Origin of the sequence: Streptomyces sp. NP160, assembly GCF_006335115.1 — a bacterium.
Taxonomy (GTDB): Bacteria; Actinomycetota; Actinomycetes; order Actinomycetales; family Quadrisphaeraceae; genus Quadrisphaera.
Genome location: NZ_VDMJ01000002.1, coordinates 104,823 through 119,631 on the forward strand (window position 1 = coordinate 104,823; position 14,809 = coordinate 119,631).

Annotated in this window: 19 protein-coding genes and 1 riboswitch; of the genes, 9 read left to right on the forward strand and 10 right to left on the reverse strand. The window is 75.9% G+C overall.

Annotated features, from left to right (window positions below; translation table 11 throughout):
• Window positions 1–7 precede the first annotated feature (7 nt).
• The 6 genes from FHN55_RS00705 to FHN55_RS00730 all read right to left on the reverse strand — a co-directional run bounded on the left by FHN55_RS00705 (window position 8) and on the right by FHN55_RS00730 (window position 6,414).
• Window positions 8–751, reverse strand: a complete 744-nt coding sequence (locus FHN55_RS00705) for a GNAT family N-acetyltransferase (RefSeq protein WP_139709780.1) — start codon at window positions 749–751, stop codon at window positions 8–10.
• Window positions 748–1,905 carry an LLM class flavin-dependent oxidoreductase gene (locus tag FHN55_RS00710; protein WP_139709781.1) on the reverse strand — a complete coding sequence of 386 codons (1,158 nt, stop codon included), beginning with the start codon at window positions 1,903–1,905 and terminating at the stop codon, window positions 748–750. Before FHN55_RS00710 ends, FHN55_RS00705 begins: the two co-directional genes overlap by 4 nt.
• On the reverse strand, window positions 1,902–3,263 hold the full coding sequence (locus tag FHN55_RS00715) for an NtaA/DmoA family FMN-dependent monooxygenase (RefSeq protein WP_139709783.1): 1,362 nt from the start codon (window positions 3,261–3,263) through the stop codon (window positions 1,902–1,904). The genes FHN55_RS00710 and FHN55_RS00715 overlap by 4 nt, the downstream gene beginning before the upstream one ends.
• Window positions 3,260–4,459 (reverse strand): LLM class flavin-dependent oxidoreductase, encoded by a 1,200-nt coding sequence (locus tag FHN55_RS00720; protein ID WP_139709785.1) that lies wholly within the window; start codon window positions 4,457–4,459, stop codon window positions 3,260–3,262. The genes FHN55_RS00715 and FHN55_RS00720 overlap by 4 nt, the downstream gene beginning before the upstream one ends.
• A gap of 70 nt (window positions 4,460–4,529) precedes the next feature.
• Window positions 4,530–5,468, reverse strand: a complete 939-nt coding sequence (locus FHN55_RS22445; RefSeq protein WP_180357546.1) for a hypothetical protein — start codon at window positions 5,466–5,468, stop codon at window positions 4,530–4,532.
• A 31-nt stretch (window positions 5,469–5,499) separates the two neighbouring features.
• Window positions 5,500–5,619, reverse strand: a riboswitch (SAM riboswitch).
• Window positions 5,620–5,718: 99 nt separating this feature from the next.
• Entirely contained in the window at window positions 5,719–6,414 is a 696-nt protein-coding gene (locus FHN55_RS00730; protein WP_139709787.1) for an SDR family NAD(P)-dependent oxidoreductase, read from the reverse strand.
• Between the two features lie 221 nt (window positions 6,415–6,635).
• Here FHN55_RS00730 and FHN55_RS00735 point away from each other — a divergent pair, with 221 nt between their 5' ends.
• On the forward strand, window positions 6,636–7,085 hold the full coding sequence (locus FHN55_RS00735; RefSeq protein WP_139709789.1) for an STAS domain-containing protein: 450 nt from the start codon (window positions 6,636–6,638) through the stop codon (window positions 7,083–7,085).
• A 27-nt stretch (window positions 7,086–7,112) separates the two neighbouring features.
• On the opposite strand, the gene FHN55_RS00740 is transcribed toward FHN55_RS00735, so the two are convergent.
• Window positions 7,113–7,541 (reverse strand): rhodanese-like domain-containing protein, encoded by a 429-nt coding sequence (locus FHN55_RS00740; RefSeq protein ID WP_139709791.1) that lies wholly within the window; start codon window positions 7,539–7,541, stop codon window positions 7,113–7,115.
• A 94-nt stretch (window positions 7,542–7,635) separates the two neighbouring features.
• Here FHN55_RS00740 and FHN55_RS00745 point away from each other — a divergent pair, with 94 nt between their 5' ends.
• On the forward strand, window positions 7,636–8,094 hold the full coding sequence (locus tag FHN55_RS00745; protein ID WP_139709792.1) for an Lrp/AsnC family transcriptional regulator: 459 nt from the start codon (window positions 7,636–7,638) through the stop codon (window positions 8,092–8,094).
• Between the two features lie 351 nt (window positions 8,095–8,445).
• Window positions 8,446–8,979, forward strand: coding sequence for a GNAT family N-acetyltransferase (locus tag FHN55_RS00750; protein WP_218974226.1), 534 nt, complete (start codon window positions 8,446–8,448; stop codon window positions 8,977–8,979).
• A 98-nt stretch (window positions 8,980–9,077) separates the two neighbouring features.
• On the opposite strand, the gene FHN55_RS00755 is transcribed toward FHN55_RS00750, so the two are convergent.
• Complete coding sequence (locus FHN55_RS00755; protein ID WP_218974227.1) at window positions 9,078–9,764, reverse strand: DUF998 domain-containing protein; 687 nt, start codon at window positions 9,762–9,764, stop codon at window positions 9,078–9,080.
• A gap of 104 nt (window positions 9,765–9,868) precedes the next feature.
• On the opposite strand from FHN55_RS00755, the gene FHN55_RS00760 reads away from it, so the two are divergent.
• Window positions 9,869–10,540, forward strand: coding sequence for a TetR/AcrR family transcriptional regulator (locus FHN55_RS00760; protein ID WP_139709797.1), 672 nt, complete (start codon window positions 9,869–9,871; stop codon window positions 10,538–10,540).
• Window positions 10,541–10,549: 9 nt separating this feature from the next.
• Window positions 10,550–11,398, forward strand: coding sequence for a PHP domain-containing protein (locus tag FHN55_RS00765; protein ID WP_139709799.1), 849 nt, complete (start codon window positions 10,550–10,552; stop codon window positions 11,396–11,398).
• 25 nt (window positions 11,399–11,423) lie between these two features.
• Here FHN55_RS00765 and FHN55_RS00770 read toward each other — a convergent pair whose 3' ends face one another.
• Entirely contained in the window at window positions 11,424–11,768 is a 345-nt protein-coding gene (locus FHN55_RS00770; RefSeq protein ID WP_139709800.1) for a DUF1048 domain-containing protein, read from the reverse strand.
• Window positions 11,761–12,090 carry a PadR family transcriptional regulator gene (locus tag FHN55_RS00775; protein WP_218974233.1) on the reverse strand — a complete coding sequence of 110 codons (330 nt, stop codon included), beginning with the start codon at window positions 12,088–12,090 and terminating at the stop codon, window positions 11,761–11,763. The genes FHN55_RS00770 and FHN55_RS00775 overlap by 8 nt, the downstream gene beginning before the upstream one ends.
• 176 nt (window positions 12,091–12,266) lie before the next feature.
• On the opposite strand from FHN55_RS00775, the gene FHN55_RS00780 reads away from it, so the two are divergent.
• From FHN55_RS00780 to FHN55_RS00795, 4 genes are all read left to right on the forward strand, one after another.
• A complete protein-coding gene (locus FHN55_RS00780; protein WP_218974228.1) occupies window positions 12,267–12,617 on the forward strand; it encodes a VOC family protein in 351 nt (116 codons plus the stop codon).
• A 97-nt stretch (window positions 12,618–12,714) separates the two neighbouring features.
• Window positions 12,715–13,380, forward strand: a complete 666-nt coding sequence (locus FHN55_RS00785) for a DUF3105 domain-containing protein (protein ID WP_180357547.1) — start codon at window positions 12,715–12,717, stop codon at window positions 13,378–13,380.
• Complete coding sequence (locus tag FHN55_RS00790) at window positions 13,377–14,189, forward strand: DUF305 domain-containing protein (RefSeq protein WP_257570593.1); 813 nt, start codon at window positions 13,377–13,379, stop codon at window positions 14,187–14,189. The genes FHN55_RS00785 and FHN55_RS00790 overlap by 4 nt, the downstream gene beginning before the upstream one ends.
• Before the next feature lie 68 nt (window positions 14,190–14,257).
• Window positions 14,258–14,800 carry a putative immunity protein gene (locus tag FHN55_RS00795; protein WP_139709806.1) on the forward strand — a complete coding sequence of 181 codons (543 nt, stop codon included), beginning with the start codon at window positions 14,258–14,260 and terminating at the stop codon, window positions 14,798–14,800.
• Window positions 14,801–14,809: the final 9 nt, after the last annotated feature.

The window sequence follows — 14,809 nt, forward strand, 5'->3', positions numbered from 1 at the left end:
GGCCCGGTCAGCGCGGGGCGGTGGCGCCCGGCGGGGCGGGCGGGCGCAGCGCCGTGAAGCGGGTGGCCCGCCGCAGCCGGAACCCGAGCTGCTCGTAGAGGCGGATCGCGCCGGTGTTGGAGGCGGAGGCGTGCAGGAACGGCACCTCGCCCCGCTCGCGGACCCCGTGCGCCACGGCGTGCACGAGCCGCGTCCCCAGCCCCTGGCCGCGCCACGCGGCGTCGGTGCACACCGCGCTGATCTCCACCGCGCCCGGGGGGTGCAGCCGCTCCCCCGCCATCGCCACCAGCCGGCCCTCGCGGCGGATGCCGAGGTAGCTGCCCATCGCCATGGTCCGCTCGAAGAACGGTCCGGGCTGCGTGCGCTCGACCAGCGCGAGCGCCGCGGCGACGTCCGACGGGTCGTCGAGGTCCAGCACCACCGCCTCGGGGTCCGGGGCGGAGGCCACGGCGTCGGTGGCCACCATCTGCACGCCCGGCAGGTCGACGAGCACCGTCCAGTCTGCCGGAGGCTCGGGGACGTCGCCGGTGAGCAGCAGGAACGCGCGGTCGCCGCGCACGCCGGCGACGAGCGACGCGGCGTCGTCCCAGTCGGCCGGGGTCGGGTCCTCGGGCAGGGAGGAGAACCGCGTGACGTCGTCGGGGTAGGTCACCACGCGGCCGCGGCGCACCGCGAGCGCCGCGTGGGGGCCGTGCAGGGCGTTCCAGACCGACCTGTCGAGCTGGTCGAGACCCTGGGCGACCTGGGTCACCGGTCACCCCACTCGGCGGCGAGCAGCTCGTAGGAGCGGACCCGTGCGGCGTGGTCGTGGGTGGCGGTGGTGACGAGCAGCTCGTCGGCGCCGGTGGCGTCGCGCAGCCGCTCGAGCCCCTCGACCACGGACTTCGGCGAGCCCACGAAGCGCGTGGCGAGCCGGTCGCGGACCAGGGCGTCGTCGTCGGTGGTCCAGCGCTCCGGGGCGGTGAGCGCCGCCGCCTCGGACGGGCTGGGGTAGGGGATGGCGCCGGCGGCGGTGCGGATGGAGCGCACCCACGGGCCGTAGCCGGCGGCGAGGTGCTCGGCCTCCTCGTCGGTCTCGGCGACGACGACGTCGGCGGACACCGTCAGGTGCGGCCGCGCCAGACCCTGGGCGCCCTCGGAGGGGCGGAAGGCCGCCCGGTAGGCGCGGGCGGCGTCGAGGACGCCCTGCGGGGCCACGTGGTAGTTGGCGCCGAAGCGCAGACCGCGCTCCCCCGCCACCGCGGCGGTGGTGCCTCCCGTGCTGCCGAAGAGCCACAGCTGCAGGTCGGCACCGGTGCCGGGGTGCACCTGCAGCGGCACCCCGGACGGCGACGTGTAGGTGCCGGCGAGCAGGTCGAGCACGGTGTCGACCTGGTCCGCGAAGGAGGGCGCGCCAGGCCCGGGGACGGGGACGAGCGCCGGGAGCGCCGCGAACCGCTCCGACGTGAGCATCGGCGCCAGCGGGAACGGCCCGGGCACGCGCAGCCCGTCGACCACCGCGCCCTCCTGCTCCTCCGGCGTCGGCGGCGGCGGGGGCGCCGGCAGCGAGCCGTCGGGCCCGCGCGGCGGACCTCCCGGCCTGCCGATGCCGAGGTCGATGCGCCCGGGGTGCACGGCGTCGAGGAGGGCGAAGTCCTCCACGCAGCTGAGCACCGTGCGGTGCCCGGTCTGCAGGGCCGCGGCACCGAGGCGGATGCTGCTCGTCCGGCCCGCCACGAGCGCCAGCACGACGGCCGGCGAGACGCCCACCACGCCGGGGTTGAGGTGGTGCTCGGCCACCCAGTAGCGGGCGTAGCCGAACCGCTCGGCGGACTCGGCGAGGTCGGCGCTGTTGGCCAGGGCCTGCGCGACCGTGCTGCCCGAGGGAACGGGCGTGAGGTCCAGGACGGCCAGCGGCGTGCTCATGCGGGGGCTCCCGAGGAGGAGCGCAGGGGCGCCAGGCCGAGGTGCTCGCGCAGCGTGGTGCCGGAGTACTCGGTGCGGTGCACGCCGCGCTCCTGCAGGATCGGCACCACCTGGTCGACGAACGGGTCAAGGCCGGCGGGCGTGATGTGCGGGACGAGGATGAACCCGTCGGCGGCCTCGGCCTCCACGAGGTGCTGGACCTGGTCGGCGACGGTGGTGGGCGAGCCCACGAAGGTCTGGCGCGCGGTCTGCTCGATCATCAGCTCGCGGATGGACAGGCCCTCCGCCTCGGCGCGCTCTCGCCACGCCTTGGCGGTGGCCAGCGGGTCGCGGTGCATGCGCACGCTGGCGCGGCCCTTGCTGATGAGCTCCTCGCCGACCACGGGGTCGACGTCGGGCAGGGGCCCGTCGGGGTCGTAGCCGGACAGGTCGCGGTTCCAGACCTGCTCGAGGAAGACGATGGCGGTGGCGCCGCTGACCTGCGCGCGGCGCACCTCGCGGGCCAGCTCCTCGGCCTCGGCGTCGGTGTCGGCGAGTGCGAAGGTGGCGGCGGGCAGCACGAGCAGGTCGTCGCGCTCGCGTCCGAACCTCGCCAGGCGCGCCTTGACGTCGGCGTAGAACGGCTGGCCCGCCTCCAGCGTCGCGTGGCGGCTGAAGATGGCGTCGGCGTGCTCGGCGGCGAACTCGCGGCCCTCCTCGGAGTCACCGGCCTGGAAGATGACCGGCCGCCCCTGGGGGCTGCGAGGCACGGTGGTGTGGCCGGCGATGTCGAAGTGCGCGTCGTGGTGGGAGAACGCGCCGGGGCCGGGTGCGCGCAGGAACTGGCCGGTGGCCTTGTCGGCGACGACCTCGTCACCGCGCCAGGAGTCGAAGAGCTCGACGGCGGTGTCCAGGAACGAGCGGGCGCGGGAGTAGCGCTCGTCGGCGGCGAGGAAGCCGCCGCGGCGGAAGTTCTCGCCCGTGAAGGCGTCCCAGCTGGTGACGACGTTCCAGGCCGCCCGGCCCTCGGAGAGGTGGTCGAGGGTGGCGAACTGGCGCGCCACCTCGTACGGCTCGTTGAAGGTCGAGTTGATGGTGCCGGTCAGGCCCAGGTGCGTCGTGACGCCCGCGAGCGCCGCGAGGATGGTGAAGGTGTCGGGGCGGCCGACCACGTCGAGGTCGTAGATGCGCCCGGCGTGCTCGCGCAGGCGCAGCCCCTCGGCGAGGAACATGAAGTCGAGCTTCCCGCGCTCGGCGGTCTGCGCGAAGCGGACGAAGGAGTCGGGGTCGATGTGGCTGCCCGCGGCGGGGTCGGACCACACGGTGGTGTTGTTGACGCCGGGGAAGTGCGCCGCGAGGTGGACCTGGCGCTTGCTCATCGAGCCGCCTCCAGTGCGTAGCGGTTGGCGGGGCGCGGCAGGCCGAGGCGCTCGCGCAGGGTGGTCTCGGCGTACGCGAGGCGGAAGGCCCCGCGGCGCTGCAGCTCGGGCACCAGGCCGCGCGTGATGGCGACCAGGTCGTCAGGCAGGACGGCGGGCCGCAGCCGCAGCCCGTCCAGGCCCGCCTCCTGCCAGCCCAGCGCGAGGTCGGCGAGCTCGCCGGGGGTGCCGGCGAACACCAGCGCGTCACTGGTCCGCGCCAGCGGGGTGCCGGCGGCCTCGTCGAGGCGGGCCAGCCGCTCCGCCGCTGCCCCCGGCCGCTCGTCGAGCACGACGACGACGTCCCCGAGCAGGCGCAGCGGCTGGTCGCCCGCACCGTCCGGCCAGGCGGGCTGGACCTCCCGCTCGGCGCGGACGGCGGCGACCAGGCGGCGCGCGTCGTCGTCGTCGTGAGGGGTGAGGAACCCCAGGTCCGCGGCGCGCGCCACGAAGCGGTGCGCCACGGGCACGTGGCTCAGGGCCGCCACGACCGGCTGGCCCTGCGGCGGGCGCTGCGTGGTGGAGGGACCGCGCACGGAGAAGTGCGGGCCGGTGAAGTCGACGGTGTGGAGCTTGGCGACGTCGACGAAGCGGCCGGTGGCGACGTCGCGGATCTCGGCGTCGTCCTCCCAGGAGTCCCACAGGCGCCGCAGCACCTCGACCCAGTCGCGGCCCTCGTCGAAGACGTCCTCCACGAGCGGCGGCTCCGGCGCCTGCCCGGGGGTCAGCGCCGCGAGCTCGGGGCGGCGGCCGAACTGCGCCGCCTCCTCGGGCCGCAGGGACACCTGCACGCGCACCCCGGCCCGGCCGCGGCTGGCGTGGTCGAGCGTGGCGACGGCCTTGGACAGGTGGAACGGCTCGGTGTGGGTGGCCGTGGCGCTCGGCACGAGGCCGATGTGCCGCGTGACGAGCGCGAGCCGCGCCGCGACCAGCACGGCGTCGAGGCGGCCGACCACGAGGTCGGTGCGGTCGGCCGACTGCACGCGCAGCGCGTCCTCGAGGGTCACCAGGTCGAGCAGGCCGGCCTCGGCCTCGCGGACGAGGTCGACCCAGTACCGGGCGGTGGAGAGGTCGCTGGGACGTGCGGTGGGCTCGCGCCACGCGGCGGGGTGCCAGCCCGCTCCGTCCAGCGCGACGGCCAGGTGCAGGGGCTTCATCGTCGGGTCCGGTGGAGCAGCCACGTGCGGGTCAGCAGGAGCGGGGGCGCGCTTGTTCCGGCTCCGGCCGTCAGGCGGCCGTGCAGTGCTCCGACGAGCGGGCCGAGCGCGCGGCGACCGCGGGCTCCCCGAGGCGCTCGCGCAGGTCCGTGCCGCGGTAGGAGCGGCGGAAGACGCCGCGGCGCTGCAGCTCGGGCACGAGGCCGCGCGTGACGCCCCGCAGGTCGCGGTCGGGGTCGGCCGGGTGCAGCCGCAGCCCGCTCAGCCCGGCGGTGCGCCACCCCAGCGCCAGGTCCGCCAGCTGGGCGGGCGTCCCGGAGAACACGCGGGTGCCCTGCGGCGCCGTGGCGGGCGCACGCCCGCCGGTGCTCTCGGCGCGCGCGCGGGCGCGGCTCGCGTCGTCGTCGAGGACGACGACGAGGTCTCCCAGCAGGTGGCGGGGCGCCCCCGCGGTGCGCGCCGCCGCGACCAGCTCCTGGGCGTCGACGGTGGTGCGGGGGGAGACGAACCCGAGGTCGGCGGCGTCCGCGGGCAGCGCCCGGGGCCCGCGCCCGACGCGTCCGGGCAGCGCCACGAGCGGGCCTGCCGCGCTGTCGGTGCCGCCGGTGCCGGCAGTGCCGCCCGTGCCGGCAGTGCCGCGCGACCAGCCCCGGCGGACCGCCTGGACCCAGCCGCTCTCGTCGGCGGGCACCGGCACGCGCAGGTGCACGCCAGCGCGGCCGCCGCTCGCGCCGTCGAGGGCCTCGACGTCCCGAGCGATGCTCCACGGGTCGCTGGCCCCGGCGTGCACGGTGGGCAGCAGCCCGATGGCCCGCGTGGTCGCGGCGAGCCGGGTGGCGGCGCGGACGGCGTCGAGCCCGCCGGTGGTCCCACCGCTCGGGCCCGCGGGGACGTCGAGGGTGACCAGGTCGAGCAGGCCGACCTCCGCCTCCCGCGCGCGCTGGGACCACTGGGCCGCCGTGGTGGTCGGGTCGCCGCCGAGGGCGAGCGCCAGGTGCAGTGAGGACATCGCCGGGCCTCGTCTTCCGCCCCCCGAGGGGGCCTCGCGCTTACCGGGTCCCCGCGGGTGCGGGGCCGGTCGGGTCGTCACCTGGGGCACCCCGCCGCAGAGCGAGGGTTGCCGGTCAGCAAGCCAGGGCTTGTCGCTGACGCTCATGACCTGTGGAACGGGTGGAGCGTGTGGTTCTGGTGGTGCGGCACGAGCGTGACGGGTGCGACACCGGTCCGTCAAGACGACCTGCGGGTGCCCGCGAGGCCCTTCAGAGGGAGACGACCCCGCGCACGCGGTGCCCGGTGGCGATGGACTCACCCGAGATGGCGCTGGCCCGCGGGGACAGCAGGAAGGTCACGAGGTCGGCGATCTGGTCCGGGCTGGACTCCCCACCGCGCCCCGGCTGCACCTCGGCGGCGGGCGTGGGCGTGACGGTGCCCGGGCTGACGGTGTTCACGGTGACGCCGGTGCCGGCGACGGCGTCCGCGAGGTTCTTCGCCGCCACGATGAGCGCCGCGTTGCGCACCGCGCCCGTGGTGTTGCCGGTGAGGAACGCGTTCTGGCCGCTGATGCCCACGACTCTCCCGTAGCCGGCCTCCCGCATGGCCGGCAGCGCGGCGGTGGCCAGCCGCAGGAAGACGACGGCCTTGGCGTCGAAGGCCTCCAGCACCTGGGCCGGGTCGTCGTTGCGGTCGGGGTCGAGGGTCCGCGCGCTGGGAGCGGCGGTCACCACCAGGCCGTCGAGGCGGCCGTGGCGGGCGAGCACCGCTTCGACGGCAGCAGCGGCGGAGGCGTCGTCGCGGGCGTCGAGGCGCAGGCGCGTGCCGGCGTCGTCGGGGTCGGTGGAGCGGGAGGCGACGACGGCGGTGGCGCCCTCCTCGGTCAGGCGGTCCACCACGGCGGAGCCGATGAGCCCCCGCCCCCCGACCACCAGCACGACGCGTCCACGCAGGTCCAGGTCCACAGGGCAAGGCTCGGCCAGGGCCCGCCGGCCCGCCAGCCGACCCCGCCCCGTCGGCGCGTCCCCCGCCCACGTCCCCCGGGCCTTGCTGCGACCGCGCCCGAGGGCTACGTTGCGTGACGACACCGGACCCGGCGTGCGTGGGGATGCGCCCCGGTGACCGTCCCGCACCTCTCGTCCTGCGCGCCCGCAGCCTCGACGCGCCCTGACGGATCGGCCTCAGCATGAGCTGCTCCCCCACCCGCGCGCCCGAGCAGCACGCCCGCGCGACGTCCGCGCTGGACGTGTCCGTGGAGGTGCGCCCGCGCGCTCGCGGCACCAGGGCGCTGTGCGTCATGACGCTCGTCGGCGACCTGGACATCTACTCGGCCCCGCGCCTGCGCAGCGCCACCGACCGGGCGCTGCCGCTGCCCGACGGCCCCGACGGCCCCGACGGCGTGCGGGCTCGGACGGACGTGGTGGTCGACCTGGCCGCGGTGCCCTTCGTCGACTCCTCGGGTCTGGGAGCGCTGCTCCTCACCCTGCGCCGGACCACGGCGCTCGGGGGGCGGCTGGCCGTGGTCGGCGCCAGCGAGCAGGTCTCGCGGCTCTTCACCGTCACCGGGGTCAGCCGCATCGTCTCCCTGCACGCGACCCTCGCCGACGTCGTCACGGCGCGCACCACGACCGCCTGAGCCGGGCGGCGCCGAGGTGCCCGTCGGTCACCCGGCGGGCGCGGCGAGCGGGTCCGGGGCCCGGCGGCTGCGGCCGGCGTCGCTGACGACGGCGAAGCCCTCGCGGACCCAGTACTCGTAGCCCCCGACGAGCTCCTTGACGCGGCCGTACCCCGCGAGCGCCAGGGCGAGCCCGGCGCGCGTGCTGCCGTTGCAACCGGGGCCCCAGCAGTAGACGACGACCTCGGCGTCGAGGTCGGGGGCGTGCTCGCCGATGCGGTCGGTCAGCTCGGCCAGGGGGACGTGCACGGCGCCGGGGATGCGGCCCTGCGCCCACCCGGCCGCGGAGCGGACGTCGACGACGAGCGGTGCCGCGCCGGTGGCCCGGGCGCGGGCGAGGTCGGCGGGGTCGGTCTGGTGGGCGAGCCGGGCGGCGAAGAAGTCGGCGGCGGAGGTCGCGCCGTGCTGGCTGGTCATGCCGTCCATGCAAGCGGGAGCCGGTCCCGGCGCACAGGGGTGATCCACGGCTGTCTGCTCCTGTGGCCGTGGATCCGCTGGCATCCTGACGCTCGTGCCGTCGAACCCACAGCCGTTGCTGGACGCCGTCGACAGGGGCGTCGTCGAGGCGCTGCAGCAGGACGGGCGGATGACCGTCGCCGACCTCGCCCGCGCCGTGAACCTGTCCCCCAGCGCCACCGCCGACCGGCTGCGGCGGCTCACCGACCTCGGCGTCATCACCGGGTACACGGCCGTGGTCGACCCGGAGGCGCTCGGCTACAGCGTGCAGGCGTTCGTGCGGCTGGCGTACCCGACGGGCAACTACAAGCCGTTCCACGACCTGCTCGCGGTGCTCCCCGAGGTGGTGGAGGCCCACCACGTCACCGGTGACGACTGCTTCATCCTCAAGGTGCTGGCACGCAGCATGCGCGACCTGGAGCGCATCACCGGCAAGCTGGCGACGCTCGGCGGCATCACCACGAGCGTCGTCTACTCGAGCCCGCTCCCCCGCCGGAACCTCACGCCCGCCTGACCGCTGCCGACCTCGGACCTCGGGGTCCCGCACTGGCACGGGGTGGCCCCGTGCCAGTAGGAGTGGCACGGGGCCACCCCGTGCCAGTGCGGGAGTGGCGCAGATCCACCCAGCGAGGGTGGACGCCGGAGCGCGCAGCCGTCCATGCTCGGCCGGTGGGGCGCGGACGGCAGAAGGCGGTGGACAGCCGCCCGGACGCCCCGGGCGCCCTCGCCGCCGCCCCGCGACCGCCTCGCCCGGGTCCCGTCGACGCGGTCGAGGCGACAGCACCGCTGCCCGACCAGCACGTCCCGCTCTGCACAGAGGGGTCTGCGGGGTCATGAGCCCGCAGGTCCGTGCTCGGCTGCGCCGGTGATCTTCTCCACGGCTCTGCTCGACCTCCCGGCTGACACCGAGCACCTCGCCGACGTCCTCACCCGGCAGGCCTGGCCGTTCCACGTCCGCGAGCGGTGGACGCGCGACCAGGCGCTCGCCAGCGCCGCCGACGGCTCCTGGGCCGGGCCGCACACCCAGACCCACTGGCTCCGCGCCGACGGCGAGCGCGTCGGTCTGGTCCGCGTCGACGACCTCGACGACGGCACGCCGCTGTTCGACCTCCGCATCGACGAGGCCCACCGCGGTCGGGGGCTGGGCACCGCGGCGGTGCGCTGGCTGAGCCAGCACCTCTTCGACCGCGACCCCGAGCTGCAGCGCATCGAGGCGAACACCCGCATCGACAACGAGGTGATGCGCGCGGTGCTGCAGCGCTGCGGCTTCGTCAAGGAGTCGCACCACCGGTCCGCCTGGCCCGACCAGGGCGGGCGCCTGTTCGACGGCACCGGCTACGGCCTGCTGCGCGCCGACTGGGCCAGCGGCACCACGACGCCCGTCCGCTGGGACGCCTGACCCCCCCTCTCGCACCGTCCACGACACGTGCCGAGAGCGGGGCGTCCTCGGCCCGCTCTCCGCGGCACGTGCGAAGAGCGCCCGAGGTGACGACGACGTCAGCCAGCCGCAGCGGCGGGCCGCCGGCCGTACAGCGGATGCGGCACGTGCGCGTACAGGCGGGCGCTCGCCAGCGCCAGCCAGGTGGAGCCGGCGAGCACGGCCACCCACAGCAGCAGCGTCCCGACCGCGAGCTGCGCCAGCGCCGCCCCGGCCAGGAAGCCGACCAGCACCACCGCCCCGAGCAGCTGCGAGCGCCGGGCGGCTCCGCGCTCCCCCAGCGACGCGCGCCACCGCGCGTCCGCGGACGCTCCCACCGCGAGCGCGAGGAACCCGATCGCACCGAACACGATGTGCAGCAGCCCGTGCGTGCTGATCGGTCCTGAGGGCGACCCGGGCGGGAACCCCGCCACCGGGTCGGGCAGCGCGACGGCGCTGGCGAGCAGCGCCAGGCCGTAGACCGCCGTCGTCGTCGCGATGGCCAGCCCTCGCCCGTCACGCAGGGCACGGCCAGCACCCACCGCCGCGGCCAGGACCATGAGCGCGGTCAGCACGAGGTTCGTGCGCTGGAGCCAGCCGTGCTCGCCGATCATGAGCAGCGACAGCGCGTGGTGCGACAGGTCGAACCCGGGCCTGGTCAGCGCCAGCACCAGGCCCACCACCACGGAGAACGGCCCTGCGACCACGCCCCAGCCCAGCAGGCTGCGCGTCACCGCCGCCGACGCGTCGAGCTCGCCCTCGGCCACGACCACCACCGCCCTCCGTGTTGCACCGTTCGGTGCAAGAGACCTGGTCGTACGGTAGCGCCGACAGGACACTCCTCCCAGCACCTCACCCGGAAGGAGCGCTCGTGGCGGCCGCTGCACCTCACGACGGCGACGCGCGCGCCGAGGACCCGCGCGCCGCACGCTCGCGCCAGCGGGTCCTCGCGGCGGCCACGACGTGCTTCCTGGCGCACGGCTACGACGCGACCACCGTCGAGCAGGTGGCGGTCGAGGCGGGACTGGCCAAGCGGACCGTGTTCAACCTCTACGCCGACAAGCCGTCGCTGTTCCGCGCCGCGCTGGAGCGCTCGGTCGACACCGCTGAGCGGTTCACCGGCCAGCTGCTCGCGCACGTCCACGAGCTGGCGGAAGCCCCTGACCTGCGCGCGGGACTGGGACAGCTGGCCGAGGAGCTGGCGCTCACGGTGCTGGCAGGCCCGGTGGTGCCGCTGCGCCGGCTGCTGGCGCGCGAGGGCGAGAGGTTCCCCGACCTGCTCGCCGACTACCGCCGCCGTGCCCCCGAGGCCGTGCTCGTCGCCCTCTCCAGCACCTTCACCGTCCTCGCCGCACGCAAACGCCTCTCCGTGACCAGCCCAGACCTGGCCGCGGAGCACTTCGCCTTCCTCGTCATGGGCGCCGACCTCGACCGCGGCATGCTCGGCGAGCCGCCGCCCCCCGCCGCGCGCATCCGCGAGCGCGCGGCCGCCGGGGTCGACGCCTTCTGGCGCGCACACCTGCCCGACCAGACGGGGCGCTAGCGTCGCAGGGTGCTGCCCGCCGACGGCCACGTCCACAGCCAGTTCTCCTGGGACGCGCCGGCCGGTGACATGCACGCCACCTGCGCCCGCGCGGTCGAGATCGGGCTGCCCGCGCTCGCGTTCACCGAGCACGTCGACCTCACGCGCTGGAACCTGCACGGCCAGCCGCTGCCCGAGCGCTACCGAGGGCAGGTCGACGCCCACGGCGCCTTCCTCGGCAACCCCCTCGAGGTGCAGGCGTACCTGGACGAGGTCGAGCGCTGCCGCCACGACTTCCCGGGCCTGCGGATCTGGTCCGGACTGGAGCTCAGCGAGCCGCACTGGCACCCGGCCGCCGTGGCCGACCTCGTCAGCGCGACCGGTGCCGAGCGCCTGGTCGGGTCGGTGCACGCGCTGCCGGACCTCCACCCCGACGCCGCGCAGGGCGAGCACGTCGAGACGGGGAACGGCTACCTCCAGCGGCCACCGGTCGAGGTGGTCCGCGCCTACCTCGCCGAGGTCACCGCCCTGGCCGCCAGCGACGCGCCGTTCGCAGTGCTGGCCCACGTCGACTACCCGCTGCGCACCTGGCCCGCCTCCGCCGGACCCGTGCCGTGGGACGCGCTGGAGGACGACGTCCGCACGGCCCTGTCGGCTCTGGCCGCCTCCGGCCGGGCGCTGGAGCTCAACACGCGCCGGCCGCTGGAGGGCCGCGTCCTGCGCTGGTGGCGCGAGGCGGGCGGCGACGCCGTGGCGTTCGGCAGCGACGCGCACCACCCCGACGCCCTCGCCCACGGCTTCCGCGACGCGGCCGCCCTCGCCGGGGCGTGCGGCTTCAGGCCCGGCGCGACGCCGTTCGCGCTGTGGGGCCGCGCCTGACGACGACCGCCGTCGTCGTCGTCCGTCAGGAGCGGCCGCTGAGCCTCTCGTGGACGGTGCGGTTGAGCTGCTCGCGCCAGTCCTGCGTGTAGGTGCGGGCGTTGCGGAGCAGCTCGTCGCAGAAGCCGGCGACGTCGTCGCCGGTCACCTCCAGGGCGCGGCGGCCGTCGGCGGCGCCGGTCTCGAACAGGCCGAGCAGGTCCTCGAGGAGCGCGACGACCGAGCGGCCGTCGCCGCCGGCGAGGTTGAAGACGTACTTCTTGATCTCCGCGTACACGACGCGGTAGTCCTCGGGGAGCGCCGCGGCGCGGGCCTCCATGAGGCGCCACTCCTTCTTCTCCCCGATGAGCTTGGTGAGCAGGTCACGCACGGCGGTCCTCCCGCAGGTCGTCGATGGTGGTGGACAGGGAGTCCCACGTGCTCCAGAACGCGGCCAGGCGCTGCCGGCCGGCGTCGTTGAGGGCGTAGAACTTGCGCGGCGGCCCGCTGGTGCTGGGCCGCTTGTCGGTGCTGACCAGGCCGTTCTTCTCCAGGCGCAGCAGGATCGCGTAGACGGTGCCCTCGACGACGCCGGTGAGGCCGAGCCCCTGCAGCGTCGAGGTGATCTCGTAGCCGTAGGTCTCGCCGCGGTCGATGACCTGCAGCACGCAGCCCTCGAGGACGCCCTTGAGCATCTCGGTGAGGTTGTCCAGATCGCCCTCCCCACCATCAGTACTCAGCGTCGCTGAGTACCGGTACTCTGCGGCACTGAGTACTCGGCCGTCAAGCGCCGTCACGCGCCGTCGAGCACCGTCGACCACCGATGAGTCCGCGCGTCGCAGCCGGTCTCCCCCGCGTGACCAGAGCGATGACGACGAGGGTGCTGAGCGTGGCCGTCCCCGTGGCCGACCAGGACGCCGCGCTGCGCTTCTACACCGAGGTGCTCGGCTGCACCCTGCGCACCGACGTGGAAGCGATGCCCGGAGCGCGGTACGTGGAGGTGGTGCCGCCGGGCTCGGACGTCGGCATCGTCCTGCTGCCACCGGACAGCCCGCTGCCGATGGCCGTCCGGCTGGGCACGCCCGACGCCGACGGCGCGCACGCACGGCTGCGCGGGACGCCCGGCGTCGTCCTCCACAACGACGAGGTGCTGCGCTGGGAGGGGGTGCCGCCGATGTTCCACTTCCAGGACCCGGACGGGAACGGCCTCGTGCTCCTCGAGGAGCCGTCCGAGCCGTGAGGACCACCACAGCCGGGACGGGCGGCGGGCGCCTGACCGGCGAGCACGCGCGGCGACCTGCCGTGACGCGCGCCGACCCCGTGCGACGATCGGGAGCGTGGCCGAAGCCAAGAAGATCGACCGCGCCGAGCGCGCCGCCCGAGCCGCCGCAGCCCGCAAGGAGGCCGAGCGGCGCGAGAAGCGGCACCGGACGCTCGTCATCGCGCTGACGGCAGGCGCTGTCGCCGTCGTCGTGGCGGCGGTGGCGACCGTCATCGTGGTCGACCAGCGCAAGGACGCGGCCGAGGCCGCGGTGGCCGCGCGGCCGATCGAGGGCGTGCAGGAGTTCGGCGGCGAGTACGGCCGCGACCTCGGCCGCGAGCACGTCACCACCGAGGTCACCTACGACCCGCTGCCCCCGGTCGGCGGGAACCACGACCAGGTCTGGCAGAACTGCGGCGTCTACACCGACCAGGCGCAGGTGGCCGACCGCAACGCCGTCCACTCCCTCGAGCACGGCGCGGTGTGGGTCACCTACGACCCGTCGCTGCCCGCGGACCAGGTCGAGGTGCTGCGCGAGGCCGTCTCCGTCAGCGACTTCACGCTGCTCAGCCCGTACGCGGGCGTGCCCAGCCCCGTGGTCGCCAGCGCCTGGGGCGAGCAGCTGCAGCTGCCGAGCGCCGACGACCCGCGCCTGGCCGTCTTCATCCGCAAGTACGTCAACGGCCCGCAGACCCCTGAGCCGGGCGCTCCCTGCAGCGGCGGGGTGGGCACGCCCGCGTGAGCCTCCCCCCTGACGGCCTCCCGCAGGACGACGACGCCGCTGGGCCGCGCGCGCACGGGTCGAACCGCTCCCCGGTGGTGGTGGCGCTGGCGGTCTTCGCCGCCGTGGCGCTGGTCGCGGCGGGCGTGCTCGGAGTGCTGCTGGTGAACAGCGCCGGCCCGACCGGGACGTCGGCCAGCGCCGTCGCCGCGCCGTCGGACACGTCCGTGGAGGCGGGCTTCGCCCGCGACATGCAGGCGCACCACCGGCAGGCAGTGACGATGTCGCTGTCCGTGCTGGGCGCCACCGACGACGCCGAGGTGCGCCAGCTGGCCACCGACATCATGCTCACCCAGCAGCAGCAGGCCGGGCAGATGCACGGCTGGCTGGAGCTGTGGGGGCTGCCGCAGACGGGGTCGCAGCCGGTGATGGCCTGGATGGGGCACGACGCGTCCGGGGACGGCGGGCACGCCGGTCACGACATGAGCTCGATGGACGGCATGGACGGCATGGACGGCATGGACGGCATGGACGGCACGGGCTCGGGCGCCGGGGTCAGCGGTGTCGACGCGATGCCCGGCATGGCCACCGCCGAGCAGCTCGCCCAGCTGCAGGCGGCGCAGGGCACCGACGCCGAGCGGCTCTACCTGCAGCTGATGATCCCCCACCACGAGGCCGGGGTGGAGATGGCCCGGGCCGCGCTGCAGCTGCTGCCCGAGACCGACACCGCTGAGCGCGAGCTGGCGCAGGCGGTCGTGTCGTCGCAGACGAGCGAGCTCGCGGTGCTGCACAGCCTGCTCGACGCCCGCGGCGGCCCGCTGCCCGGCTGAGGGCACGTCCTGTGGTCGTCGCCGCTGGAGGTGGGTGCGGCGGGCTCGTGCGGTGGCAGGCTGCTGGGGTGGTCTCTCCGCAGGCGCTCAGCGAGGTGGACCGCCGGTGCGTGGCGGCGTGGGCGGCCGGGTGCGCCGAGCGCGTGCTGCCCCTCTTCGAGGCCGAGGCCCCCGACGACGACCGCCCGCGCGACGGCGTCGCCCGGACCCGGGCGTACAGCCGGGGCGAGCTCGACACCGCGGGGGAGATCAGGCGCCGGTTCGAGGCGGGACGCGCCGCGAGCGCCGTCCGGTCTCCGGCCGCGAAGGCAGCGGCGCACGCCGCGGGGCAGACCAGCGGTGTCGCGCACATGGGGGCGCACGCGCTGGGCGCGGCTGCGTACGCCGCGAAGGCGGTGTCGCTGGCCGCTCCCGCTGAGGAGCGAACAGGGGCGCTCGCGCTGGAGGTCGCCGCGCAGGTGGCCCTTCTCACGCCCGAGGTGCGGGCCGCGCTGCGGCAGCTGCCCGCGCTCGGCGAGGACTCCGCCGGTCCGCTCGGGCCGGGACTGCTGAGCTCGGGCGTGCTCGCCGAGGTGGTCCGAGCCCTGCAGGTGGAGGTCGCCACCGGCTGAGCGCGGCCG